Source organism: Bordetella genomosp. 10 (assembly GCF_002261225.1).
GTDB lineage: Bacteria > Pseudomonadota > Gammaproteobacteria > Burkholderiales > Burkholderiaceae_B > Bordetella_C.
Map to the genome: position 1 here is coordinate 2,533,204 of NZ_NEVM01000005.1, position 24,078 is coordinate 2,557,281.

The following is a 24,078-nucleotide window of genomic DNA, read 5'->3' on the forward strand; positions in this document are numbered from 1 at the left end:
GCATATTTGTTAAGCTTCCTGGTTTGGCGGTTCGAGTGCTTGTTCGGCGCCCGTCCGGCTTGAGATCATTCCCGCGATACCCGTTTCCAATGCGCACCGCCCGCCGCTACCTGGCTCGTGAAATCTACCGCTCCTGCACCGTGGTGCTGCTGGCGCTGATAGGCCTGTTCACGTTCTTCGCGCTGGTCGACGACCTGGACAACCTGGGCGGCAAGTTCACCATCTGGGCCCTGTTCTACATCCAGGCGCTGGCGCTGCCCACGCGGCTCTACGACCTGTTGCCGATCGGCCTGCTGATCGGCGCCATCCTCGCGCTGGCCAGCCTGGCGCAGCGCAACGAGCTGGTCATCCTGCGCGTCTCCGGCGTCAGCGGCATGCGCCTGCTGGGAATGTTGTGGATCGTCACCATTCCCCTGGTCATCGGCGCCACCATGCTGTCGGAATGGGTGACGCCGGCGGCGGAAATCAAGGGCGGCGAGGCCAACCTCGTCTACCGCGGTAAGGCCGGCAACGGCCGGCTGGAAAGCGGCTACTGGTTCAAGGAGCCGACCAAGGACGGCGGCAGCCGCACCATCAATATCCAGTCGCTGGGCGGCGGCGGGGAAGTCACGGACATCACCCTTTACGAATTCCGCAAGGACCAGGAGCTGATCGCCCTGTCCAAGGCCGAGCGCGGCGTGTTCTCCCACGGCGACCTGGTCATGGAGAACGTCACCGAGAACCGCATCGCGCCCGACGCGGTGGACGCCCTGGACAAGGCCGAGCCGCCCAAGGACGCGATCCTGCAGGTCGTCAAGCTGCCGCGCCGCGTCCTGCCCACGTCGCTGACGGCGGAACGCCTGCTGGCGCGCGTGCTGACGCCGGAACGGATGTCGGTGGTGACCCTGCTGGACTACATCGATTACCTGCGCCACAACAACCTGCAATACGACCGCCAGGTGGTCGCCCTGTGGCGCAAGGCGGTCTACCCCTTCACCCTGCTGGTGATGATGACCATCGCCGCCCCGGTGGCGTTCATGCAGACGCGGCGCGGCGGCGTCGGCGCCAAGGTCTTCATCGGCATCCTGGTCGGCGTGGCCTTCTTCATGGTCAACCAACTGGCGCTGAACGTCGGCATGCTCAGCCATTGGCCGCCATGGCTCACGGCGCTCGGCCCCAACGCGGTGGCCTTGCTGCTCGCGTTCGGCGCGCTGACGATGATGGAATACCGGCATGCAATCTCGCGCAACTTCTCGCAGCGGGCGCCCTGGAGCAAATCGCCAGTATGAAGGGCCATGACATCTGGATGATCGGCGACTTGCAGGGATGCTGCGAGCCGCTGGCCAACCTGCTCTCGCAAGCCGAACTCAAGGAAGATCCGCAGGCGCGGTTCTGGTTCGCGGGCGACCTCATCAACCGCGGTCCCAAGTCGCTCGCCACGCTGCGCCGCGTGATGGCGCTGGAAGAGCGCGCGGTGGCGGTGCTGGGCAACCACGACCTGCACCTGCTGGCGGCCGCCGCCGGCGTGCGCAAGCCGGGCAAGTCGGACACCATCGACGAAATCCTGTCGGCCCCGGACGCCAGGCAGTTGATCGACTGGGTGCGCCATCGTCCCCTGGCCCACTTCGCCTACGACCATTTGATGGTGCACGCCGGCACGCTGGCGAAATGGGACGTGGCCAAGACGCTGTCGCTGGCCAGCGAAGTGCAGGACGCCCTGCGCGGCCCCAATTGGCAGCGCGCGCTGCAGAAAATGTACGGCAACCAGCCTTCGCGCTGGGACGAGCAATACCGCGGCGGCAAGCGCATGCGGGTGATCATCAACGCCTTGACGCGCATGCGGCTGTGCACGCTGTCGGGCCATATGGAATTCGCCACCAAGGTCGCGCCCGGCGCTTGGCCGCCCGGATTGATTCCCTGGTTCGACGTGCCCAACCGCGCCACCAGCAGCGTCACCGTGGTGTTCGGCCATTGGTCGACGCTGGGCCTGCTGATGCGCAAGGACGTCATCTGCCTGGATACGGGCTGCGTGTGGGGCGGCAAGCTGACGGCGCTGCGCATGCGGGACCGCAAGCTGGTGCAGGTGGCCTGCGGCAAGGGCCTGGACCCGACGTCGGACGGCTGAGCGACCTCAGAGCAGGTGCGAGCGTATGCCCTCGCGCGCCCGGCGCGACAGTTCCAGCCGGGACACGGGCGTGCCGTCGGGGTGCGTCTGCGCTAGCGGCGGTAGGTACACCACTTCCACGGCCAGGCCGCGCGCGCCCAGCACGCGCCAGAGATTGGCGACCAGGGACTCCTCGCCGACGAAGGCGGCGAAAGGGTCCCGCCGGCCGTTGCGCAGGAAGCGCAAGGCCAGCGGCTGGATGGTCACGCCGGCCTGGCGCGCGGGCTCGAACAGGCTGGCGTGGAAAGGCAGCAGGTCGTAGCCCTCGGTGGTGGTGCCCTCCGGGAACAGCCCCACGGCCTCGCCCCGGGCGAAACGGCGCTGCATGGCCGTTCCCACCGTCTGCACCGCGTGCCGCTGGCCGCGCTGGATGAACAAGGTGCCGGCGCCGGCCACCAGCCAGCCCACCACCGGCCAGCGGCGGATTTCGGCCTTGGCCACGAAGGCGGTGGGTCGCACGGCATTGATCACGAAAATGTCGATCCACGACACGTGATTGGCCACCAGCAGCACCGCCTCGCGCAGGCGCGGCGTGCCGCGCACCGTCAGGCGCACGCCGCAGGTGCGCATCAGGCAACGCGACCAGGTGCGATTGAGCAGGGCCCGGCCCGCCACCCCGATGAACGGGTAGACCAGCCCCACCAGCGCTAGCCCCACCAGAATCAGCAGAATCACCACCAGACAGCGCGGAATGAAGCGCAGCAGCCGCATCGTCATGGCCGGGCGCCCCGGCGCGCGGCCTGCCGGCGCCTGGCGCGCGGCGTAAATCGTTCGAGAGAGGGATACAGGCAGCCGGAATCCAGGACGGTCATGGATAGACAAGGAAGAAGGGGTCGGCCGAGCCGGCGGCTCGCCGGGCGCAACCATAACACGGCGCGGCGTCATCACGCCGGCGCGGGCCGTGGCCGGCCCGGCGCCCCTGCCTGCGCCCCTACCCCGTTCTTACCCCGGCAGCGCGTCCAGATACCGTTGCAGGATCACCGCGGCGGCCATGGCGTCGTCGTCGGCGTGGGTGCCGAGCAGGGCCTGGGCCTGCATGCTGGAACCCCGTTCGTCGACCAGCTCCACCGCCACGCCGAAACGGCCGTTGAGCTGGTTGGCGAAACGGCGGCAGCGCGCGGTGGCCTCCTGCTCGCCGCCGTCCGTGGCCAGGGCCAGGCCCACCACCACCCGTTGCGGCTGCCATTCCCGCAGCAGCGCCTCGATGCGGGCGAAGCGAGGCGCGCGCGCCTCGCCATAAATGATTTCCAGGGGGCGCGCCTGGCGCGTCAGGGTATTGCCGATGGCGATGCCGATCTTCTTGGTGCCGTAGTCGAAGGCCAGCAGGGTTTCGTCAGGCATGGCCGGCATCGCCCGCCAGCATGACGGGATCGATGCCCAGCAGCTTGAGGGCCGCGGGATAGCGCTCTTCCGGCGGCACGTCGAAAATGATGTGGGGGTCGGCCGACACGCTGAGCCAGGCATTGCGCGCCATTTCGCTTTCCAGTTGCCCCGCGCCCCAGCCGGCATAGCCCAGCGTGACGAGCATCTGCTCGGGGCCGTTGCCGTCAGCCACCGCCTGCAGCACGTCGCGCGAGGTGGTGAGGGCCAGGCCGCCCAGCTTGATGCTGGAGTTGTAGTCCCCGGGCGGCATATGCAGCACGAAACCGCGATCGGTCTGCACGGGGCCGCCGAAGAACACCGGGGTTTCCTTGACCGGCGCGATCTCCAGGTTCAGCTCGATGCGCTCGAAGAGCGTGCCCAGGGTGAGATCGGTGGGGCGGTTGATCACCAGCCCCAGCGCGCCCTTGGTCGTGTGTTCGCAAACATAGATGACGGAACCCGCCAGGCTGCCTTCGACCATGTTGGGCATGGCCATCAGGAACTGATTGGAGAAGTCGACGGACGGGGATTCGCCGGATGCATCGGAGTGGCTTTCGTCGGTCATGGCGTATTCCTAAAAGTGGCGCCCCGCGAACGAGGGCGACAGGCTGCGGGAGCCGGTCGGCGCGGTGCGGGCGCCTGTCAGATTTCCATCAATTCGAAATCTTCCTTGCGCGCGCCGCATTCCGGACAGACCCAGTTGGGCGGGACGTCTTCCCAGCGCGTACCCGGGGCGATGCCCTCTTCGGGCAGGCCGGTCGCCTCGTCGTAAACCCATCCACAGATCAGACACATCCAGGTTCTCATAGTTCTCTCAAGCTTCCAAATCGTTTTCGGTCCACACCGGGCCGTCCAAGTCCCCGTTTTCGGAAGAGCATCGACAACGCGGACGGCGCGATCCATTAGAATGGGGTCGATCTTACCGAAACCCAATAGGCATTGGTCTGACCGAGCACAAAAAATCCGGACCTGCCTTTTTGATCCGCCGTACACGTGGCCGCCGCAACTCCTCCCATCGTTCTCATATTTGGCCCCGCCGATCCCACGGGATCCGACGGCCTGCCCGCCGACGCCGTGACCTGCGCCCGCATGGGCTGCCACGGCTTGGCGGCGATTACCGCCGTTACCGTGCAAGACACCGCGGTGATGGAGGAAGTGCATGCGCTTTCGCCGGAATTGCTCGACGATCAGGCGCGTTGCCTGCTGGAGGACATGCCGGTGCAGGCGATCAAGGTCGGCGGCCTCTATAGCGCCGAATGCGCCAGCGCGGTCGCGCAGATCGCGGCCGACTACAGCCAGGTGCCGCTGGTCCTGCACCTGGGACACCGCACGCCGCTGCCGGCCGACGCCGCGGCCCAGGACGACGCCGACGATCTGCTGGCCGCCACCCTGGAACTGGTGCTGCCGCAGGCCGACGTGGTGGTGGTCGAGCACGCCCGGCTGGCGCAATGGCTCAGCGACGGCACCCTGGAAATCGGCGAGGCCGCCTCGGCCGCCCACGCCATGGTGGGCGCCGGCGCCAAGTGGGTGCTCGCTCTGGGCTCGCCGCTGCGGCCCGGCCATGCCGTCAACCTGCTGGTCGGCCCGGAAGGCGCGACCAGCAACTGGCCGTGGCAGGCGCCTCCCGACCGCAGCAGCGACAGCGGCGGCCTGCTGGCCACCGCGCTGGCGGCCTGCCTGGCGCAGGGCATGGAAGTCCCCGACGCCGTGGAAAAATCCCTGGGCGTGGCCGACGCGGCGGTCGCGGCCAGCTTCCTGCCCGGCATGGGCCGGCGCATCGCCAACCGGACATTTTCCTGATGAAAGCCCAACGTTTCCCCAGCGGCCTGTACGGCGTGACGCCGGAATGGGACGATACCGCGCGCCTGCTGCGCGCGGTCCAGCAAGCCGCCGCCGGCGGCATGCGCGCCCTGCAACTGCGGCGCAAGGACATTCCCGCCGCGCAGCGGCGGGAGCAGGCGCTGGCCCTGGCGCCCCTGTGCCGTGAACTGGGCGTGATTTTCCTGATCAACGACCATTGGGAGCTGGCGCTGGAGATCGGCGCCGACGGCGTGCACGTCGGCCGCGACGACGCCGCCGTGGCCGAGGTGCGGGCCCAGGCGCCGGACCTGATCGTCGGCGCGTCCTGCTACAACGAGATCCAGCGCGGCCGCGACATGCTGGCCGCCGGCGCCGACTACATCGCCTTCGGCGCCGTCTTCCCCTCTCCCACCAAGCCGAACGCCGTGCGCGCGCCGCTGGAATTGCTGACGCAGGCGCGCGCCCTGGCCGAGGAACAGCCGGCGCCGCGGCCAGCGGTGGTCGCCATCGGCGGCATCACGCCGGAAAACGCGCCGCTGCTGGCGCAGGCCGGCGTCGACGCCATCGCGGCGGTCAGCGGCCTGTTCGAGGCAGCCGACGTCGCCGCCACGGCGGCCGCCTACGCCCAGCCCTTCCAGCCCAAGGGCAGGCCGCGTCCCTAGCGTCTTTAGCGAGATTCATCATCATGTCCACCAACGCCGAACTCTTCGAACGCGCCTCCCGCAGCATCCCCGGCGGCGTCAATTCGCCGGTCCGCGCCTTCCGCTCCGTCGGCGGCACGCCGCGCTTCATCGCCCGCGCCGTCGGCCCCTACGTGTGGGACGCGGAAGGCAAGCGCTACATCGACTACGTGGGCTCCTGGGGCCCGGCCATCTTGGGCCACGCCCACCCGGAGGTGGTGCGCGCGGTGCAGGAAGCCGCGGTGCACGGCCTGTCCTTCGGCGCGCCCACCGAAGCCGAAATCGAACTGGCCGAACTGCTGATCCAGCGCCTGCCGTCCATGGAGCAGGTGCGCCTGGTCAGTTCCGGCACCGAAGCCACCATGACGGCCATCCGCCTGGCGCGGGGCGCCACCGGCCGCAAGAAAATCATCAAGTTCGAAGGCTGTTACCACGGCCACGCCGATAGCCTGCTGGTGAAGGCCGGTTCCGGCCTGCTGACCTTCGGCAATCCCACCTCGGCCGGCGTGCCGGCGGAGTTCGTCGAACACACGCTGGTGCTGGACTACAACGACCTCGAGGGCGTGCAGTCGGCCTTCGAACAATACGGCAGCGACATCGCCTGCATCATCGTCGAGCCGGTGGCCGGCAACATGAACCTGGTGAAGCCGCGCGCCGGCTTCCTGGAAGGGCTGCGCGAGATCTGCACCCGCCATGGCGCCCTGCTGATCTTCGACGAAGTCATGACCGGATTCCGCGTCGGCCCGCAAGGCGTGCAGGGACTGACCGGCATCAAGCCCGACCTCACCACGCTGGCCAAGGTGATCGGCGGCGGCATGCCGGTGGGCGCCTTCGGCGGCAGCGCGGAAGTCATGCGCCATATCGCGCCGCTGGGCGGCGTATACCAGGCGGGCACCTTGTCCGGCAATCCGGTGGCGGTGGCGGCCGGCCTGGCGACGATGCGGCTGATCGCCGCGCCCGGTTTCTACGAGCAATTGACCGCGCAGACGCGCAAATTGGCCGACGGCCTGCAGGAACGTGCCCGTGCCGCGGGCCTGGCCTTCAGCGCCGACGCCATCGGCGGCATGTTCGGCCTCTATTTCTCGCCCCAGGTGCCGGCCTCGCTGGCCGAGGTGTCGGCGGCCGACGTCGACGCCTTCAAGCATTTCTTCCATGCCATGCTGGACCGCGGCGTCCATTTCGCGCCCTCGGCGTTCGAGGCCGGCTTCGTCTCCGCCACGCACGACGACGCCGTGATCGGGGAGACGCTGGACGCGGCCGAGGCGGTTTTCCGGGAAATGAAGAAAAGCTAGGCTTCGGTTTCCAGGGCGACGCGGTCGCGGCCGGCCTGCTTGGCCAGGTACAAGGCCCGATCGGCGCGGCGCAGCACGGTGGAGATATCTTCCCCGTATTGGTGCCGCGCCATGCCCACGCTGACCGTCAAGGTCAGTTGTTCGCCGTCCACTTCCAGCCGCTTGCGCCGCACCGCGTCCAGCATGCGGTCGATGACGGCCTCGCCCTCGCCCAGCCTGACGCCGGGCAGCAGCACCAGGAATTCCTCGCCGCCCCACCGCACCACGTCGTCCGTATCGCGCACGTTCGTGCGCATGATCTCCGCCAGTTCGATCAGCGCCTGGTCGCCCGCTTCATGGCCGTAGCGGTCGTTGATGCGCTTGAAATGGTCGACGTCCAGCATCGCCACCACGAAGCCGCCGGCGTGCCCGGCGGTCGGATGGACCAGGTCTTTCAGGCGTGCCATCAAGGCGCGCCGGTTCAGCAGATTGGTCAGCGGGTCGCGGCTGGACGACTCCTTCAGCGAGGCGTTCATGCCGCGCATGAGTTCCTGGTAGCCGTCGGAAATCCGCATGACCTTGGCCAGGCGGCGCAATTCCCGGCCGAAGCGCTCGAAACGGTCGGCGAGCCCGCCCTCGCGCCGCGGCGCCGCCGGCGCGAAGGCGTCGGACAGGTCCGAGATACGCTCCAGCCGGTCGAGCTGCTCGTTCGTATGCTGCCAGAGATCGGCCAGGGTCTCGCGCAACGGATGCGCTTCATGGGCCGGATCGGCCAGCAGCGTCTGTATCCGTTTTTCCAGATCCTGATAGCGTTTTTTCATCGCCGGGCCGCTCCCAAGATGAAAAGCGCCCCCTCGGGGGGCAGCAAGCGGCGCAGCCGCGCGGCGTGGGGGCCTTTTTTCATCGCCGGCCGACGATATCGAAGGAAAAGGTGCAGTCTTCCCGGAATTCCTCGACCAACTCGCCGACGCGCGCGTTGTCCCCATCGTAAAACCAGGTGACGGAGACCGGGCGCGCCTGGGCATGGGCCGCCTCGAGCAGGTCGAAGATGTCCATCAAGGCCTTGATGCTGCGGGTATTCAGGTACTGCAATTCGAGCGTCAAGGACAGCGGCGCCTGGCAGGCGGCAAGATAATCCTCGATCCATCGGGCAACGGGGCCGAACAGCGCGTAGGCGTTCTCGGGAAAGGCGTCCCCGCGCAGCACGAGCACGCCGCAGGAGGCGTCCGATTCGACGGCGGGCGTCGAGTCCGTGGCGGGGATATTCAAATCGTTCATGTAGGTAATCTTGAGAGCAGCCGGTACGGATCGATGGCAACGCTCGGGTCGAAGCGCCATGGCCGCCGCCCCACGGGCGGACGACCCGTCGCTTCCCGATGGGCCGGTGGCCGCGATGGCGCCGGCTAGTGAGGCTCGTGCGGCACGGAGGGTTGGACGCGCCGGCGTCATCGTGAAAATTCTCCCGCGCCGCTGCACAGGGCGCGGGCGCCCTGCCGCGCGACAATAGCGCCAGTTACAAAAGGGGCCTGAGTGGCCGGCGTTTGACAAAATGTGTAAGGCTGGCTGTCAATGGAGCACACACACCTTGTCATAAAAGTGCATAGTGTAGAGGGCGCCTGGACGAAATTCTGCGGGAAAAACGGGCAATTTCTGCCTTGAATCAAGGATTATGCAACTGCCGGGCAGGCGACACGAAAGCGTCATCATATTTCAAAATGAAACCTTCGTATTTCCAAAGATGATGCCGGCACCGTCCGCCACGGCTCCTGCGCGCAGCGCGGAACGCGTACACTCCTGTCCAGGATCCGCGCGCGTCGCGGACTGTCCGTTCAACCCACTTTTTCGCCCCTCCCGATGATTCCGGTCGCGCTGCCCGGCGGCAACTTCTATCCGATGCTGGTCGCGTCGCTGATATGTCTTGCCACCTTGCTGACCTGGATCGCCGTCCTCTGTACCACCCCCACGGCGCGCCTGCGGGTGCGCGAGCATCCGCGCAAAAGCCTGGCGGCCATGGGCCTGCTGGCCCTGGTGGGCGCCATTTTCCCCGCCGGCCAGGCGCAGCGCTGGCTGGCGGCGCGCGAAGCCGCCGAAGACCAGGCGCGCCGCACCCTGGTGCTGGACCACGGCGCCGAGCTGGACGGCATCCCCATGCCCGCCAACACCCGCCTGCTGCTGAAGACCCCCGGCCAATTGGCCAGCTTCGAACTGGCCAGCTTCCCCGCCGAGGTAGACCTGGACGGCGCCCGGATCCGGCAATTGCGGCGCTATGTGCGCGGCGACGGCGCAGCGGCCACGGTCATCGGCGCCTCCGCCACCATTGCCCAGGACCAGGACATCGACGGCTGGCGCTGCAGCCACGGCCATTTCGTCGAATTCCGCATGTCCACGGCCGACGGCCGCCTGCATTTCAGCAGTTGCCACCTGGCGGCCGGCAACCAGCTCGACAAGCAAGCCATACCCGCGGGGACCTGGGCCAGCCTGCGGAGCGGCGCCGGCGCGGCGAGCGACCCGCGCCTGGCCGAAGGCTGGCTGCTGCGCACGGAAGGCAGCGAACCGATACTGGTCCAGGACCTGCCCCTGTTCAAGGCCGAACTGCGCCTGGACCCGCAGCACCGCGTGCGGTCCTTCGAGGGCGCGCTGGCGCAGCCCTTCACCCTGGGGGCCATGACCTACCCGCCCGGCACGCGGGTGGCGACCGCGGCCCCCTCGCTGCCCGGCGCGATGCCGGGCGACCTGGTCTTCAGTCCCTCGCGCGGCCGTTCGGCCAAGCGCGAAGGCGGGCAGGACGTCGCCGCCGGCAATTCCGTGCTGCAGGCGCCGGACGGCAAGGTGCGGGCGGTGCTCGCCAACCGCGCGGCCGGCGTGCTGGACTACGCCTCGATCGGCCTGACCCCTTGATGGGGCCCGCGGCGCGCGGATCGATGCGCCGCGCGACACGGCGGGCGTAGCCCGCGACGATGCCTGTCGCAAAACACTGGGATAATAGACGTTTCCCCTGTGACAGCCGGACCGCCGCGCGCGGCCCGCCAACTCGAGACTAGCGACATGGCCGTCAACCTGCAAATCCCCTCGGAATCCGAGATTTTCCCCGTCCCCGGCATTGAAATCGGCGTCGCCGAAGCCGGTATCCGCAAGGCCGGACGACGCGATCTGACGGTATTCCGCCTGGCGCCGGGCACCAGCGTGGCGGGCGTGTTCACCCGCAACCGCTTCCGCGCGGCGCCGGTGCAGGTATGCGAAGCCCATCTCGCGGCGGGCAAGCAGATCGCCGCGCTGGTGATCAACACCGGCAACGCCAACGCCGGCACGGGCGCCGACGGCATGCAGCGCTGCAACGACACCTGCGCCGCGCTGGCCCGGCTGCTGGACGTGCAGGCCGACCAGATCCTGCCCTTCTCCACCGGCGTCATCCTGGAGCCGCTGCCGGTCGACCGCTTGGTGGCCGGACTGCCCGCCGCCATCGCCAACCTGGGCCCGAACAACTGGTTCAGCGCCGCCCACGGCATCATGACCACCGACACGCAGCCCAAGATCGCCTCGGTGCGCCGCGACATCGGCGGCAAGACCGTCACGTTCACCGGCATCAGCAAGGGCGCCGGCATGATCCGGCCGAACATGGCGACCATGCTGGGCTTCCTGGCCACGGACGCCGGCATCGCGCCCGAACTGCTGAAGCGGATGGCGCGCGAAATCGCCGACGTGTCCTTCAACCGCATCACGGTCGACGGCGACACGTCCACCAACGACTCCTTCATCATCATGGCCAGCGGCCAGTCGGGCCTGCGGGTCGACAGCGCCAACGATGCCGCCTATGCCGAGCTGCACCAGGCCCTGTCGGCGGCCGCCGCCGAACTGGCGCAGAAGATCGTGCGCGACGCCGAAGGCGCCACCAAGTTCATGACCATCCGCGTGGAAGAAGCGGGCACCACCGAGGAAGCCTTGAAAGTAGCCTACGCCGTGGCCCATTCCCCGCTGGTCAAGACCGCCTTCTACGCCTCCGACCCCAACCTGGGCCGCATCCTGGCGGCGGTAGGCTATGCCGGCATCGACGACCTCGATACCGCGAAACTGCGCCTGTGGCTGGACGACGTGCTGGTCGCCACGGCGGGCGGCCGCAACCCCGAGTATCGCGAGGAAGACGGCCAGCGGGTGATGAAGAAAGCCGAGATCCTGGTGCGCATCGCGCTGGGCCGCGGGTCGGTGACGGACACGGTCTATACCTGCGATTTCTCGCACGACTACGTCAGCATCAACGCCGATTACCGTTCCTGAGCCCGGTTCCCGAATCGCGATTCCTGAATCACGATTCCCGAACCATCGTTCCGAACGACTGTTCCCGATCCTGGACATCGAAGTGACCATCAACGATTTCACCACGCTGATCTCCCGCGCCGAGCGTGTGCTGGCGCAACTCGAAGCCTATCTGCCGCCGGCCCCGCCGGAAATCGATTGGTCCGCCCGCGCCTTCCGCTGGCGCCGGCGCGGCTCGCGCGGCTGGCTGGACGCGGTGCGCCACGTCGCCCAAATCGATATGGCCGACTTGCAGCATATCGAGCGGCAGAAAGACATCATCGACCGCAACACCCGCCATTTCATCGACAAGAAACCGGCCAACAACGTGTTGATGACCGGCGCGCGGGGAACGGGCAAGAGTTCGCTGGTCAAGGCCATGCTGGCCGCCTACGGCGACCGCGGCCTGCGCCTGATCGAGGTCGACAAATCGGACCTGGGCGACCTGGCCGACATCGTCGAACTGGTCGGCGCGCGCCCGGAACGCTTCATCGTTTTCTGCGACGACCTGTCCTTCGAGGAAGGCGAGGCGGGCTACAAGGCGCTGAAGTCGGTGCTGGACGGCTCGGTGTCGGCGTCGGGCGACAACGTGCTGATCTACGCCACGTCCAATCGCCGGCACCTCATGCCCGAGTACATGAGCGAGAACCTGCAGGCCAGGCACCAGCCCGACGGCGAAATCCATCCCGGCGAAACCGTGGAGGAGAAGATCTCCCTGTCCGAGCGCTTCGGCCTGTGGCTGTCGTTCTACCCCTTCCGCCAGGACGACTACCTGGACATCGTCTACCACTGGCTGCGCGAACTCGGCTGCCCCGAGGAGCACGTCGCGCCGTCGCGCACCGAAGCCCTGCAATGGAGCATCGAGCGCGGCTCGCGCTCGGGGCGCGTGGCGTTCCAGTTCGCGCGCGACTGGGCGGCCCGCCATGCCTGAGAAAACCGTTGCCGAGAACGTCCTCGACGTCGCCGCCGGACTGATCCTGCGCGCCGATGGCCAACTGCTGCTGGGGCAACGGCCCGAGGGCAAGCCCTGGTCGGGATGGTGGGAGCTGCCCGGCGGCAAGCTGGAGCCGGGCGAGACCGTGCTGCAGGCCCTGGAGCGCGAGCTGGATGAGGAACTGGGCATCCGCGTCACCGAGGCCACGCGCTGGGTCACCTATGTGCACGCCTATCCGCACACCACCGTGCGTCTGGCCTTCTGCCGGGTGACGAAATGGGAAGGCGAGCCGCGCGGACGGGAAAACCAGCGGCTGGAGTGGGTGGATCCCGCCCGCGCCACGGAGGTCGGCGACGTGCTGCCGGCCACGCTGCCGCCCTTGCGCTGGCTGCAATTGCCCGCGACCTACGGCATCAGCAATATCGGCCGTCCGGAAGACCTGCCCGCTTTCCTGCAACGCCTGGACGCCGCCCTGACGGGCGGGCTGCGCCTGATGCAATTGCGCGAACCGGGATGGCCCGAGGGGCCGCAAGCGGCATCGCTGCATGCGGCGCTGCAAGCCGTCTTGCAGCGCTGCCGCGGCGTGGGCGCGCAAGTTCTCGTCAACAGCGCGCATCCGCGCGCCTGGTGGGGCGAAGCGGACGGCGTGCACCTGCGCGCCGCCGACGCCGCGGCGCTGGCCGGACAGGGCCCCGCCTTGCGCGAGGCGCTGGGACCGCAAGCCAAGGTGGGCGTATCCACGCATGACCGCGGCCAGGTGACCGTGGCGCGTGAACTGGAGGCGGATTTCATCGTCGCCGGCCCGGTGGCCGAGACCGCCAGCCATCCCGGCCAGGCCGGCGTGGGTTGGGAGGGTTTCGAGGCCATCATCGCCGATGCCGGCTTACCGGCCTATGCCATCGGCGGCCAGGGCCCGGACACGCTGGCGCGGGCGCGAGAGCACGGCGCGCACGGCGTGGCGGCGATACGGGCGGTGTTTCGATAAGGGCCCGAGATAAGGGCCTGAGATAACGGCCCAAGACAAAGGCCTTCGATAAAGGCCGTTCGATAAAAGCCGGCGGACGGGAAGCGGTGGGGCAATGCAGCGATCGGCGCAGTAATCGGTGCAGGAATCGGTGCCATGATCGTTGCAACGACCAATGCGGTGACGATGGGGCGATATCGTCGTTATCGCCCCATCGCGGAAATCATGCGGCTTCGCACTGGCCGTGGTCGAAGAACGAGCGGCTGGCCGAAACGCCGGTGGTGATGCCCGTGCTGCCCGTGGTGAGCGCGTCCCGCCCTGCCTGGGTCAGGCGCAGGCGGGTAACGATGATTTTGGCGCCCGGCCGGGAAACGATTTCCTCCCGGGCGATATAGCGATTGGGGCCGTTCGCTTTCCTGGTTTGCGTGTCCATGTGATCAATACCTCCGCGTCACGTAATCACCGACGGCATCGCCGATAGCGATCAGCATCTGCCTCGATTCAGACTCACTGAATATCTGGGGCGCGCTTGAGTCCAAGTAGAGCACTCCCAGGACATGCTGTCCACTGCGGTCCAGCACGGGCAAGGCCGCCGCCGAGACGCGTCCCGGTTTGATCTGCGCAGCCTGCGCGGATGTGTAACCCCATTCGGCGACCAGTTCCGCGCGATGGTCCGCTTCGGTGGCCGCCACGCTTTCCATGATGTAGGGCTCCATGTTCCGCACCGCCTGGCCGGTGATGCCGGTATTGACGGAGAACGTCCGGCCCGCGCCGCCGCCCTCGCCGTCTCCGACGTAAGGAATGATCTGCTGCAGCTTCTGCGGACTGCCCAGCGGCGGGACGACGCGATGGAAGGTCGCGCGCAGGTCGACTTCGGTCTCGCTGTTCGACTCGACCAGGAATTTGACGGCCGCATGCGCCACGGTCACCGCGCCGTACAACCCGTCATGCGTTTCCTCCGGCGCCTCCTGGCGGTCCTGGCGCCGCGCGACCAGAACCTTGAGAAAGGAAAAAAGGCAGACCCACACCACCACGGCCAATGCCAGGTCGGCGAACAGCCTGTCGTCCGGCGATCGCCAGAAGCGCACCATGGTGAAGGCGGCCGCGCCCACGACGGGGACGGCGCCCAGGACTTCGATAAACCACTTGCGGTACCAGATCGGGGGCCGGTCGACGCCCGGTATGGGGTTGATGCGCACGTCACTGTCCTCCTTGCCGCCCGGCAAACGTCATGAGAGCGATTGTCCGCCGCGCCGCGCCCGCGCGCCATACGCAAAACTACGCGAGACCCTTTTGCCTGTCCGGGCGCCGGCGGCCCGGCCCGCTGCCCGCGACCGCAACCGCGACCGCAACCGCAACCGCGACCACAACCGCGAGGCAAGGAAACCGCGCGCGGAGCCCGTCGTGCAATGGCCCCGCGATCCCACGGGCCAGGACCTGACTAAGGCTTGTCGGCCGCCAGCTTGGGCTGGACGTTGCCGTCCCAGCCGCCGCCCAGCGCGGCGGCGAGCTGCACGCTGGCGATCAGGCGGTCGCCCACCAGGCTGATGGCGCTGCGCTCGGCCGACAGGGCGGTGGTCTGCACGGTGGCGACGCTGAGATAGTCGACCAGGCCCTGCTCGTACTGGTTGCGCGTGTACGCCAGCGACTGCCGCGCGGCCTCCAGGGCGCGCCGCTGCACCTGCTGCTCGTCGGCCAGCACGCGCAACTGGATCAGGTAGTCCTCCACCTCGCGCAGGGCGCCCAGCACGATCTGGCGATAGGCCGCGGCCTGCGCGTCGTAGGCGGCGCGCGCCGAATCGATCTGCGCGTTGCGCAGGCCGCCGTCGAACAGGGTCGCCGCCAGCGCGGGGCCGATGGACCAGTAGCGCGCCGGCGCCGTCAGCCACTGCGCGAACTCGCCGCTGCGAAAGCCGCCCGAGGCCGACAACGTCAGGTCGGGAAACCAGGCGGCCACGGCCACGCCGATCTGCGCATTGGCCTGCGCGGTGCGGCGCTCGGCCCCCGCCACGTCGGGACGGCGCTCCAGCAATTGCGAAGGCAGGCCCAGGGGGATGTCCGGCACCGGCTGCCTGAAGGGCTGCGCCGCCAGCGCGAAGGTGGACGGCGCCACGCCCATCAGCACGGCGATGGCGTGCTCGTACTGGCCGCGCTGCCATTCCAGGTCGACCAGGCTGGCGCGCGTATTCTCCAACTGCGTCTGCGCCACCGCCACGTCGCCCTTGCCCGCCACGCCGACGTTGAAGCGGTTCTGCGTCAAGGTCAGGGACCGCTCATAGGCGGCCACGGTTTCCTCCAGCAGGCGCTTCTGCTCGTCGAGTATGCGCAGCTGGAAATAGTCCTGCGCCAGCGTGCTCTGCGCGCTGAGGCGGGCGCCGGCGAGATCGGCGGCGCTGGCCTGGGCGCTGGCCTGGCTGGCCTCGACGTTGCGGCGGATGGATCCCCACAGGTCGGCTTCCCAGGTGACCGTTCCCCCCAGCGAAAAGGCATTGCTCACGGACTTGCTGCCGGTGCCGCTGCTGCTGCCGCCGCTGCCGGAACGGGTGACGCCGGCGTCGACGCCGACGGTCGGAAAGAAGGAAGCGCGCGCGCCGCGCACCAGCGCCTGCGCCTGGCGGTAGTTCGCTTCGGCCTGCACGATGTCCAGGTTGGCGGCGTTCAGGCGGTCCATCAATCCATCCAGCACGGGATCGCCATAGACGCGCCACCATGCGCTGTCCAGGGCGACGCCGGGCTGCGCCGGCGTCCAGCCGGGCGCGCCCTGCCGGGCCTCCTTGTACGCGGCGCCGACGTCCAGGGGCGGGCGCTGGTAGTCCGGGCCGACCGCGCAAGCGCCCAGCGCGCCGCACAAGGCCAGCACCGGCAGCAGGCGCGCGGCGCGCGCGCGGGAAGGAGGAAAGGACAGGCGCATCATGAATAGTCGGAAGTGGTGGCCACCGCGCGGGAAGCCTGGCGGCGCCGCGCCCAATGGCGCAGCCGGTCGAGATACAGGTAGATCACGGGCGTGGTGTAGAGCGTGAGCAACTGGCTGACCACCAGGCCGCCGACGATGGTCACGCCCAGCGGCTGGCGGAATTCGGCGCCGGTCCCGGTGGCCAGCACCAGGGGCAAGGCGCCGAAGATGGCCGCCATCGAGGTCATCAGGATGGGCCGGAAGCGGGTGATGCAGGCCTGGAAAATGGCGTCGCGCGGGCTCAGGCCGTGGCGCCGCTCCGCGTCCAGCGCGAAGTCGACCATCATGATGGCGTTCTTCTTGACGATGCCGATCAGCAGGAAGACGCCGATCAGCGCGATGATGGAAAACTCCATGCGCACCATCAGCAAGGCGAGCAGCGCGCCGATGCCGGCCGACGGCAGGGTCGACAGGATGGTCAGCGGATGCACGAAGCTTTCGTACAGCATGCCCAGCACGATATACATCGTGACCAGCGCCGCCAGGATCAGCCAGGGCTGTTGCGCCAGCGTCTGCTGCAGGGCCGCCGCCGTGCCCTGGAAACTGGCCTGGATCTGGTCGGAAGGCAGGCCGATGCGCGCCACCGCCTCGTCGATCGCCGTGCTGGCCTGTCCCAGCGAAACGCCCGGCGCCAGGCTGAAGGAGATGGTGTCCGCCACGAACAGGCCCTGGTGCTGCACGCTCAACGGCGCGGCGCCGACCTGGAAGCGCGCGAAGGCCGCCAGCGGCACCCGCGCGCCGCTGCTGGAGATGACGTCGATCTTCTTCAACGATTCGGCGTTTTGCGCGAAGCGCTGCTCCACGCCCATCACCACGTGGTATTGGTTCAGCGGCCCGTACATCACCGAGACCTGCCGCTGGCTGAAGGAATTGTTCAGCACCGCCGAGATGTCCGTCATGTCCACGCCCAGCCGCGTGGCGGCCTCGCGGTCGATGACCAGGTCGACTTCCTGGCCCTTGTCCTCGACGTCCGTATCGACGTCGACCAGCTCCGGCAGCGTGGCCAGGGCCTGCTGTACGCGCGGCATCCAGGTCCGCAGCAGTTGCAGGTCGCCGGCCATCAGCGCGTAGTCGTAGGACCCGGTGCTGCTGGCGCGGCCGCCGATGCGGATGTCCTGCTGCGCCACTAGGAACATGCGCGCCCCGGGAATGCTTTGCAGGCGCCCGCGCAGGCGGTCGATCACGGCTTCCGAGGACACGCCGCGCTCGGACAGGGGCTTGAGCTGGATCTGCATGAAGCTGCTGTTGCTGCCGCCGCGGCCGCCCGCGTAGCCCGTCATGCTCTGCACCGCGGGATCCGACTGCACCACCTTGCGCATGTATTCCAGCTTGGGCAGCGTGGCCTGGAAGGACGTGCCCTGGTCGACCCGGAAAAAGCCCAGCAACTGGCCGGTGTCCTGCTGCGGAAAGAAGCCCTTGGGCACGTGCACGTACAGATAGAGGTTCAGGCTGATCGTGACGAGCAGCACGAACACCATCAACAGGCTGTTTTTCAGCGTCCAGGCCAGCGTGTTCTCGTACAGCCTGCCGAGCCAGGCGAAACCCTGCTCGGACCAGCGCGCCAGCCGCCCGGGCTGCTGCCCCGCGCGCTCGGCGTCGTGGCGCAGCATACGCGCGCACATCATCGGCGTCAGCGTCAGCGAGGTCACCAGCGAGACCATGATGGAGGCCGACAGCGTGACGGCGAACTCGCGGAACAGCCGCCCCACCACGCCGCCCATCAGCAGGATGGGAATGAACACGGCGATCAGCGACAGGCTCATGGACAGGACGGTGAAGCCCACCTCGCGCGCGCCGCGCAGCGCCGCGCGCATCGGCGTCATGCCGCGCTCCACGTGGCGCATGACGTTTTCCACCACGACGATGGCGTCGTCGACCACGAAGCCGGTGGCCACGATCAAGGCCATCAGCGAGATGGTGTTCAGCGTGTAGTCGCACAGGTACATGATGGAGAAGGTGCCGACCAGCGACACCGGCACGGCGATGCTGGGGATCAGCGCCGCGCGCCAGCTACGCAGGAACACCAGCACCACGATCATGACCAGCACCACCGCGATGACCAGCGTCATCTCGGCCTCGTGCAGCGAACTGCGGATGCTGGGCGTGCGGTCCTGCGCCACCCGCAGGTCGACGCCGCCGGGCATCTGCGCCTCCAACTGCGGCAGTTGCGCGCGCACCGCGTCGACCACGTCGATGATGTTGGCGTCCGCCTGGCGCCGCACGATCAGCAGGATGGACCTGTCGTTGTTGTAGAAGCCGGTCTGGAACAGGTCCTCCACCGAGTCGGTGACGGTGGCCACGTCCGACAGGCGCACCGCCGCGCCGTTCTTCCAGGACACGATCAGCGGCTTGTACTGCTCGGCCTTGCTGAGCTGGTCGCTGGCCATGATGACCCAGTGCTTGTCGTCGCTCTCGACGAAGCCCTTGGGCCGGTTGGCGTTGGCGTTGGACAGCGCGGTGCGCACCTCGTCCAGCGACACGCCCTGGTTGCTGAGCGCGCCGGGCAGCAGCTCCACCCGCACCGCCGGCAGCGAGCTGCCGCCCACCGTCACGTCGCCCACGCCGTTCACCTGGGACAGTTTCTGCGCCAGGATGGTGGACGCCAGGTCGTACAGCTCGCCCTGGGTATGGGTGGGCGAGGTCAGCGCCAGCGTCATGATGGGCGCGTCCGAGGGATTGGCCTTGCGGTAGGTCGGATTGCTCTTCAGGCTGGTGGGCAGCAGGGTGCGCGAGGCATTGATCGCGGCCTGCACGTCGCGCGCGGCGCCGTCGATGTCGCGCTTGAGGTCGAACTGCAGGGTCACGCGGGTCGAGCCCTGGGTGCTGCTCGACGTCATTTCCGTCACGCCGGCGATCGAGCCCAGGGCCCGCTCCAGCGGCGTCGCGACGCTGGAGGCCATCGTCTCCGGACTGGCGCCGGGCAATTGCGCCGTCACCGAAATGGTGGGGATGTCCACCTGCGGCAGCGGCGCCACCGGCAGCAGCGCGAAAGCCAGCGCCCCGGCCAGCACCACGGCCAACGCGAGCAGCGTGGTGGCCACGGGCCGGACGATGAAGGGCGCCGACAGGATCATCGCGGCGCTCCGGCCGGATCGCCGCGGCGGGCCGCGCGGCGTTCGCGCCAGCGCTGGCCCATGCGGTCGAACATCAGGTAGATGACCGGCGTGGTGAACAGCGTCAGCAACTGGCTGAACAGCAGGCCCCCCACCATCACCAGGCCCAGCGGCTGGCGCAGTTCGGAGCCGGTCCCGGTCGACAGCATCAGCGGCACGGCGCCGAACAGCGCGGCCAGCGTGGTCATCAGGATGGGCCGGAAGCGCAGCAGGGCGGCCTGGTGGATGGCCTCGCGCGGCGCCATGCCGTGCTTGCGCTCGGCGTCCAGCGCGAAGTCGATCATCATGATGGCGTTCTTCTTGACGATGCCGATCAGCAGGATGATGCCGATGATGCCTATCATGTCCAGCTCATTGCCGGTGAGCAGCAGCGCCAGCAGCGCGCCCACGCCGGCCGACGGCAGCGTCGACAGGATGGTCACCGGGTGGATGAAGCTCTCGTACAGCACGCCCAGCACGATGTACATCGTGACGATGGCGGCCAGCACCAGCCACAACGTGCTGGTCAGCGAGGATTGGAAGGCCGCCGCCGCGCCCTGGAAGCGGGTTTCGACGGCGGGCGGCAGGCCCATGTCCTTCTCCGCGGCCTGGATGGCCTTGACCGCGCCCGACAGCGACGCGCCGCGCGCCAGGTTGAAGGACACGGTCACCATGGGGAACTGGTCGAGCCGGTTCACGGCCAGCACGGTCCGGCTTTCGGAGATGTGCGCGACGCTGGAGAGCGGCACCTGGGTGCCGGCCGCCGTGGGCACGTAGATCTGCGACAGGGCGTCCGGCCCGCGGCTGAACTGCGGCATGACCTCCAGCACGACGCGGTACTGCGCCGACTGCGTGAAGATGGTGGAAATCAGCCGCTGGCCGAAGGCGTCGTACAAGGCCTCGTCTATCGTCGCCGCCGTGATGCCCAGGCGCGAGGCGGCGTCGCGGTCGATGTCGACGAAGGTCTGCAATCCCTCGTCCTGCAGGTCGTCGGTGACGTCGGCCAGCTCCGGCAGGCGCGACAGGCGCTCGACCACCTTGGGAGTCCATTCGCCCAGCACCTTCAGGTCCGGGTTGGACAGCGTCATCTGGTACTGCGTGCGGCTGACGCGGTCCTCGATCGTCAGGTCCTGCACCGGCTGCATGTAGGTGGTCATGCCCTGCATGCCGGCCAGCGAATCGCCCAGGCGCGCGATGACGTCGGACATGGAGTCGCTGCGGGAGTCCCGCGGCTTCAGCACGATCTGCATGCGGCCGGCGCTGACGGTGGCGTTGCTGCCGTCCACGCCGATGAAGGACGATATCGTGGCCACCGCCGGATCGGCCAGGATGATCCTGGCGGCTTCCTGCTGGCGCTCGGCCATGGCGGAGAACGAAATGCTCTGCGGCGCCTGCGTGATGGCCTGGATGATGCCCGTGTCCTGCGGCGGGAAGAAGCCCTTGGGCACCATCAGGTACAGCAGCGCGGTCAGCACGAAGGTGGCCAGCGCCACCAGCAGCGTCAGCGGCTGGTGGTTGAGCACGACCTGGAGCAGGCGGTCGTAGCCGGCGATCAGCTTGTCGATCATGGCGCCGGTGGCGCGATGGAAGCGGCCGTGGCGGGTCTCGGACTCCGGCCGCAGCAGGCGCGCGCACATCATCGGCGTCAGCGAAAGCGACACCACCAGCGAGATCAGGATGGACACCGCCAGCGTGATGGCGAACTCGCGGAACAGCCGCCCCACCACCTCGGTCATGAACAGCAGCGGGATCAGCACCGCGATCAGCGAGAAAGTCAGCGAGATCAGCGTGAAGCCGATCTGTCCCGCGCCCTTGAGCGCGGCCTGTAGCGGCGTCTCGCCTTCCTCCAGGTGGCGCGCGATGTTCTCGATCATGACGATGGCGTCGTCGACCACGAAACCGGTGGCGATGGTCAGCGCCATCAGCGTCAGGTTGTTCACCGTGAAACCGGCCAGGTACATGATGCCGAACGTGCCCACCAGCGACAGCGGCACCACCACGCTGGGGATGAAGGTGGCGGTGAGGCTGCGCAGGAACACGAAGGTCACCATCACCACCAGCGCGATCGACAGCAGCAGCTCGAAGCGCACGTCGCTGATGGAGTCGCGGATGGTCTGGGTGCGGTCCGCCACCACGCTCACGTCCAGCGTGGCCGGCATGGCCAGGCGCAACTGCGGCATCAGCGCCTGGATGCGGTCGACCACCTCGATCACGTTGGCGTCGGGCTGGCGCTGCACGTTCAGCAGGATGGCGGGCTTGTCGCCGGCCCAGGCGGCCTGCCGGATGTCCTCGGCGCCCTGCACCGTCTGCGCCACGTCGGACAGGCGCAGCGGGGCGTTGTTGCGGTAGGCGATGATCAGGTCGTTGTAGTCGGTGGGCGACTTCAACTGGTCGTTGGCGTTGATGGTGGTCGAGCGCATCGGCCCGTCCAGGTTGCCCTTGGGCTGGTTGACGTTGGCGTTGACGATGGCCGTGCGCAGGTCCGACAAGGCCAGGCCGTTGGCCGCCAGCGCCTGCGGGTTCACGCGCACGCGCACGGCCGGCCGCTGCCCGCCGGCGATGCTGACCAGGCCCACGCCCGGCACCTGCGACAGCTTCTGCGCCATGCGCGTCTCGACCAGGTCGCGCACCTGCGGCAGCGGCATGGTGGGCGAGGAGATCGCCAGCGTGAGCACGGGCGCGTCGGCCGGGTTGACCTTGTTGTAGGTGGGCGGCACCGGCAGGTCGTTGGGCAGCAGGTTGGAGGCCGCGTTGATGGCGGCCTGCACCTCCTGCTCCGCCACGTCCAGGGATAAATCAAGGCTGAACTGCAGCGTGATCACCGAGGCGCCGCCGGAGCTGGTGGACGACATCTGGTTCAGCCCCGGCATCTGGCCGAACTGCCGCTCCAGCGGCGAGGTCACCAGGGACGTCATGACGTCCGGGCTGGCGCCCGGGTACAGCGTCACCACCTGGATGGTCGGATAGTCGACCTCGGGCAGCGCCGCCACCGGCAGCAGCCGGTAGGCGATCACGCCCGCGATCAGGATGGCCACCATCAACAGCGTGGTGGCCACCGGCCTCAGGATGAAGACGCGCGACGGACTCACGGCGCGGCCCTTGGCGGCACGGCGGTGCTGGCGCCCGGCTCGGCGCCCAGCGCGGCGCCGGGCGTGGCCGGGATGGTGCTGGTGGGATCGGTGACCACTTCCACCTTGGCGCCGGCGCGCAGGCGGTCGGTGCCCTCGATGACGACGCGGTCGCCGGGCTTCAGGCCGTCCTCGATGGCGACCATGTCGTTGTTGACCGGACCCAGCTTCAACTGGCGCACCACGACGGTGTTATCGGGCTGGGCGACGAACACGAACGGCCCCTTGGAACCGCGCTGGACGGCGCCGTTGGGAATGACGGTCACGCCCTTGCGCGTCTCGACGTGCAGGCGCACGTTGACGAACTGGTTGGGAAACAGGGCGTCGTCGGCATTGTCGAAACGCGCCTTCAGCTTCAGCGTGCCGGTGGTCACGTCGATCTGGTTGTCCAGGGTTTCCAGCACGCCGGCGGACAACTGCTTCATGTTGGCGCGGTCGTAGGCGTAGACCTCCAGGGCGTGCCCGGCGCGCAATTGCTCGCGCACCGCCGGCAACTGGGTCTCGGGCAGCGTGAAAACGACGGCGATCGGCTGCGTCTGCGTGATCACCACCAGGCCGTTGGTATCGCCGGAGGACACCAGGTTGCCCTGGTCCACCTGGCGCAGGCCCAGGCGTCCGCTGAGCGGCGCGGTGATGCGGGCATAGGTCAGTTGCAGGCGGGCCGAATCGACATTGGCCTGGTCGGTCTTGGCGGTGCCCTCGTACTGGCGCACCAGCGCGGCCTGGGTGTCGACCTGCTGCTTGGCGATGGATTCCTGCTTCAACAGGGCCTGGTAGCGCGCGAGATCGCGGCGCGCGTTGTCCAGTTGCGCCAGGTTCTGCGTCTGCGTGCCCAGGGCCTGGGCCAATTGCACCTCATAGGGCCGTGGGTCGACCTGCGCCAGCACGTCGCCGGCCTTCACGTACTGGCCTTCCTTGAAATTCACCTTGACCAGTTCGCCGTCGACGCGGCTGCGCACGGTCACGGTGTTGTACGCGGTGACGGTGCCCAGCGCCGGCAGGGAGATGTCCATGTCCTGGGTGGCGGCGGTGAAGACGCGCACCGGCACCGGCGCCTCGCCCATGCCCGCGCCAGCGCCGGCGCCGGCCCGGCCGCCCGGACGCGGGCCGTGGCCGGCGCCTCCCTGCCCGCCCTGGGCGCCCTGCGCCGGGGCGGCCCCTGGCGCGGCGCCCGGCGCCCCGGCCGCGGCATGCTGGCCGTTGCGCTGCCATCTTCCCCCCTGGTGGGTCGGCCGCAGGACCAGCCAGGCGATGCCGGCCACGATCAAGGCGACGATCACCCAGCCGATCACACGGCGACGAACGCGGGCGGGCTGGGTGGCGGAGGTAGGTTCAACCATTTGATGGGCGTCCGGCGTCTATTCAGCAAAAAGAGCCGCTATTGTCCATCAAGGTCCCGGGTTTTTATATGTAGGCGTTTGTGATTTGAAATCGACCGCAACAGGATTCGCGCCTGAAACG

General features: G+C 68.4%; 21 protein-coding genes. 9 read left to right on the forward strand and 12 right to left on the reverse strand.

Going from position 1 to position 24,078, the window contains the following annotated elements; genetic code table 11:
- Positions 1–89 precede the first annotated feature (89 nt).
- A complete protein-coding gene (gene lptG / locus CAL29_RS27465) occupies positions 90–1,268 on the forward strand; it encodes an LPS export ABC transporter permease LptG (RefSeq protein WP_094856057.1) in 1,179 nt (392 codons plus the stop codon).
- Positions 1,265–2,104, forward strand: coding sequence for a symmetrical bis(5'-nucleosyl)-tetraphosphatase (locus CAL29_RS27470; RefSeq protein ID WP_094856058.1), 840 nt, complete (start codon positions 1,265–1,267; stop codon positions 2,102–2,104). Before lptG ends, CAL29_RS27470 begins: the two co-directional genes overlap by 4 nt.
- Positions 2,105–2,110: 6 nt before the next feature.
- Here the strand turns inward: CAL29_RS27470 and CAL29_RS27475 are convergent, their stop codons facing one another.
- From CAL29_RS27475 to CAL29_RS27490, 4 genes are all read right to left on the reverse strand, one after another.
- On the reverse strand, positions 2,111–2,854 hold the full coding sequence (locus CAL29_RS27475; protein WP_094856949.1) for a lysophospholipid acyltransferase family protein: 744 nt from the start codon (positions 2,852–2,854) through the stop codon (positions 2,111–2,113).
- 231 nt (positions 2,855–3,085) lie between these two features.
- On the reverse strand, positions 3,086–3,484 hold the full coding sequence (gene ruvX / locus CAL29_RS27480; RefSeq protein ID WP_094856950.1) for a Holliday junction resolvase RuvX: 399 nt from the start codon (positions 3,482–3,484) through the stop codon (positions 3,086–3,088).
- Positions 3,477–4,070 carry a YqgE/AlgH family protein gene (locus CAL29_RS27485; RefSeq protein WP_094856059.1) on the reverse strand — a complete coding sequence of 198 codons (594 nt, stop codon included), beginning with the start codon at positions 4,068–4,070 and terminating at the stop codon, positions 3,477–3,479. The genes ruvX and CAL29_RS27485 overlap by 8 nt, the downstream gene beginning before the upstream one ends.
- 77 nt (positions 4,071–4,147) lie before the next feature.
- A complete protein-coding gene (locus tag CAL29_RS27490; RefSeq protein ID WP_094856060.1) occupies positions 4,148–4,312 on the reverse strand; it encodes a rubredoxin in 165 nt (54 codons plus the stop codon).
- A 186-nt stretch (positions 4,313–4,498) separates the two neighbouring features.
- Here CAL29_RS27490 and thiD point away from each other — a divergent pair, with 186 nt between their 5' ends.
- From thiD to hemL, 3 genes are read left to right on the forward strand one after another with little or no spacing between them, the layout of a single operon-like run.
- The gene (thiD, locus tag CAL29_RS27495; RefSeq protein WP_094856061.1) at positions 4,499–5,305 is read left to right on the forward strand and encodes a bifunctional hydroxymethylpyrimidine kinase/phosphomethylpyrimidine kinase; all 807 of its coding nucleotides are present in this window, start codon (positions 4,499–4,501) and stop codon (positions 5,303–5,305) included.
- A complete protein-coding gene (thiE, locus tag CAL29_RS27500) occupies positions 5,305–5,967 on the forward strand; it encodes a thiamine phosphate synthase (protein ID WP_094856062.1) in 663 nt (220 codons plus the stop codon). The genes thiD and thiE overlap by 1 nt, the downstream gene beginning before the upstream one ends.
- Before the next feature lie 23 nt (positions 5,968–5,990).
- Positions 5,991–7,277: a glutamate-1-semialdehyde 2,1-aminomutase gene (gene hemL, locus CAL29_RS27505; protein WP_094856063.1), complete on the forward strand. Its 1,287-nt coding sequence runs from the start codon at positions 5,991–5,993 to the stop codon at positions 7,275–7,277.
- Here the strand turns inward: hemL and siaD are convergent.
- On the reverse strand, positions 7,274–8,077 hold the full coding sequence (gene siaD, locus CAL29_RS27510; protein ID WP_094856064.1) for a biofilm regulation diguanylate cyclase SiaD: 804 nt from the start codon (positions 8,075–8,077) through the stop codon (positions 7,274–7,276). The two genes, hemL and siaD, sit on opposite strands and share 4 nt — an antisense overlap.
- A 79-nt stretch (positions 8,078–8,156) precedes the next feature.
- The gene (gene siaC, locus CAL29_RS27515; RefSeq protein WP_094856065.1) at positions 8,157–8,534 is read right to left on the reverse strand and encodes a biofilm regulation phosphoprotein SiaC; all 378 of its coding nucleotides are present in this window, start codon (positions 8,532–8,534) and stop codon (positions 8,157–8,159) included.
- 576 nt (positions 8,535–9,110) lie between these two features.
- Here siaC and CAL29_RS27520 point away from each other — a divergent pair.
- The 4 genes from CAL29_RS27520 (at position 9,111) to CAL29_RS27535 (ending at position 13,465) form a co-directional block, all read left to right on the forward strand.
- On the forward strand, positions 9,111–10,154 hold the full coding sequence (locus tag CAL29_RS27520) for a hypothetical protein (protein ID WP_094856066.1): 1,044 nt from the start codon (positions 9,111–9,113) through the stop codon (positions 10,152–10,154).
- A gap of 147 nt (positions 10,155–10,301) precedes the next feature.
- Entirely contained in the window at positions 10,302–11,528 is a 1,227-nt protein-coding gene (gene argJ / locus CAL29_RS27525) for a bifunctional glutamate N-acetyltransferase/amino-acid acetyltransferase ArgJ (protein WP_094856067.1), read from the forward strand.
- An 82-nt stretch (positions 11,529–11,610) separates the two neighbouring features.
- A complete protein-coding gene (locus CAL29_RS27530) occupies positions 11,611–12,477 on the forward strand; it encodes an ATP-binding protein (protein ID WP_094856068.1) in 867 nt (288 codons plus the stop codon).
- Positions 12,470–13,465 (forward strand): Nudix family hydrolase, encoded by a 996-nt coding sequence (locus CAL29_RS27535; RefSeq protein ID WP_094856069.1) that lies wholly within the window; start codon positions 12,470–12,472, stop codon positions 13,463–13,465. The genes CAL29_RS27530 and CAL29_RS27535 overlap by 8 nt, the downstream gene beginning before the upstream one ends.
- Positions 13,466–13,667: 202 nt before the next feature.
- On the opposite strand, the gene CAL29_RS27540 is transcribed toward CAL29_RS27535, so the two are convergent.
- The 6 genes from CAL29_RS27540 to CAL29_RS27565 all read right to left on the reverse strand — a co-directional run bounded on the left by CAL29_RS27540 (position 13,668) and on the right by CAL29_RS27565 (position 23,957).
- Positions 13,668–13,877: a hypothetical protein gene (locus tag CAL29_RS27540; protein ID WP_094856070.1), complete on the reverse strand. Its 210-nt coding sequence runs from the start codon at positions 13,875–13,877 to the stop codon at positions 13,668–13,670.
- A 4-nt stretch (positions 13,878–13,881) separates the two neighbouring features.
- Positions 13,882–14,643, reverse strand: coding sequence for a GAF domain-containing protein (locus tag CAL29_RS27545; RefSeq protein WP_143277757.1), 762 nt, complete (start codon positions 14,641–14,643; stop codon positions 13,882–13,884).
- A 242-nt stretch (positions 14,644–14,885) separates the two neighbouring features.
- The gene (locus CAL29_RS27550; protein ID WP_094856072.1) at positions 14,886–16,358 is read right to left on the reverse strand and encodes an efflux transporter outer membrane subunit; all 1,473 of its coding nucleotides are present in this window, start codon (positions 16,356–16,358) and stop codon (positions 14,886–14,888) included.
- Positions 16,355–19,471, reverse strand: coding sequence for a multidrug efflux RND transporter permease subunit (locus CAL29_RS27555; RefSeq protein ID WP_094856073.1), 3,117 nt, complete (start codon positions 19,469–19,471; stop codon positions 16,355–16,357). The genes CAL29_RS27550 and CAL29_RS27555 overlap by 4 nt, the downstream gene beginning before the upstream one ends.
- A complete protein-coding gene (locus CAL29_RS27560) occupies positions 19,468–22,578 on the reverse strand; it encodes an MdtB/MuxB family multidrug efflux RND transporter permease subunit (RefSeq protein ID WP_094856074.1) in 3,111 nt (1,036 codons plus the stop codon). The genes CAL29_RS27555 and CAL29_RS27560 overlap by 4 nt, the downstream gene beginning before the upstream one ends.
- Positions 22,575–23,957: an MdtA/MuxA family multidrug efflux RND transporter periplasmic adaptor subunit gene (locus tag CAL29_RS27565; protein ID WP_094856075.1), complete on the reverse strand. Its 1,383-nt coding sequence runs from the start codon at positions 23,955–23,957 to the stop codon at positions 22,575–22,577. The genes CAL29_RS27560 and CAL29_RS27565 overlap by 4 nt, the downstream gene beginning before the upstream one ends.
- Positions 23,958–24,078: the final 121 nt, after the last annotated feature.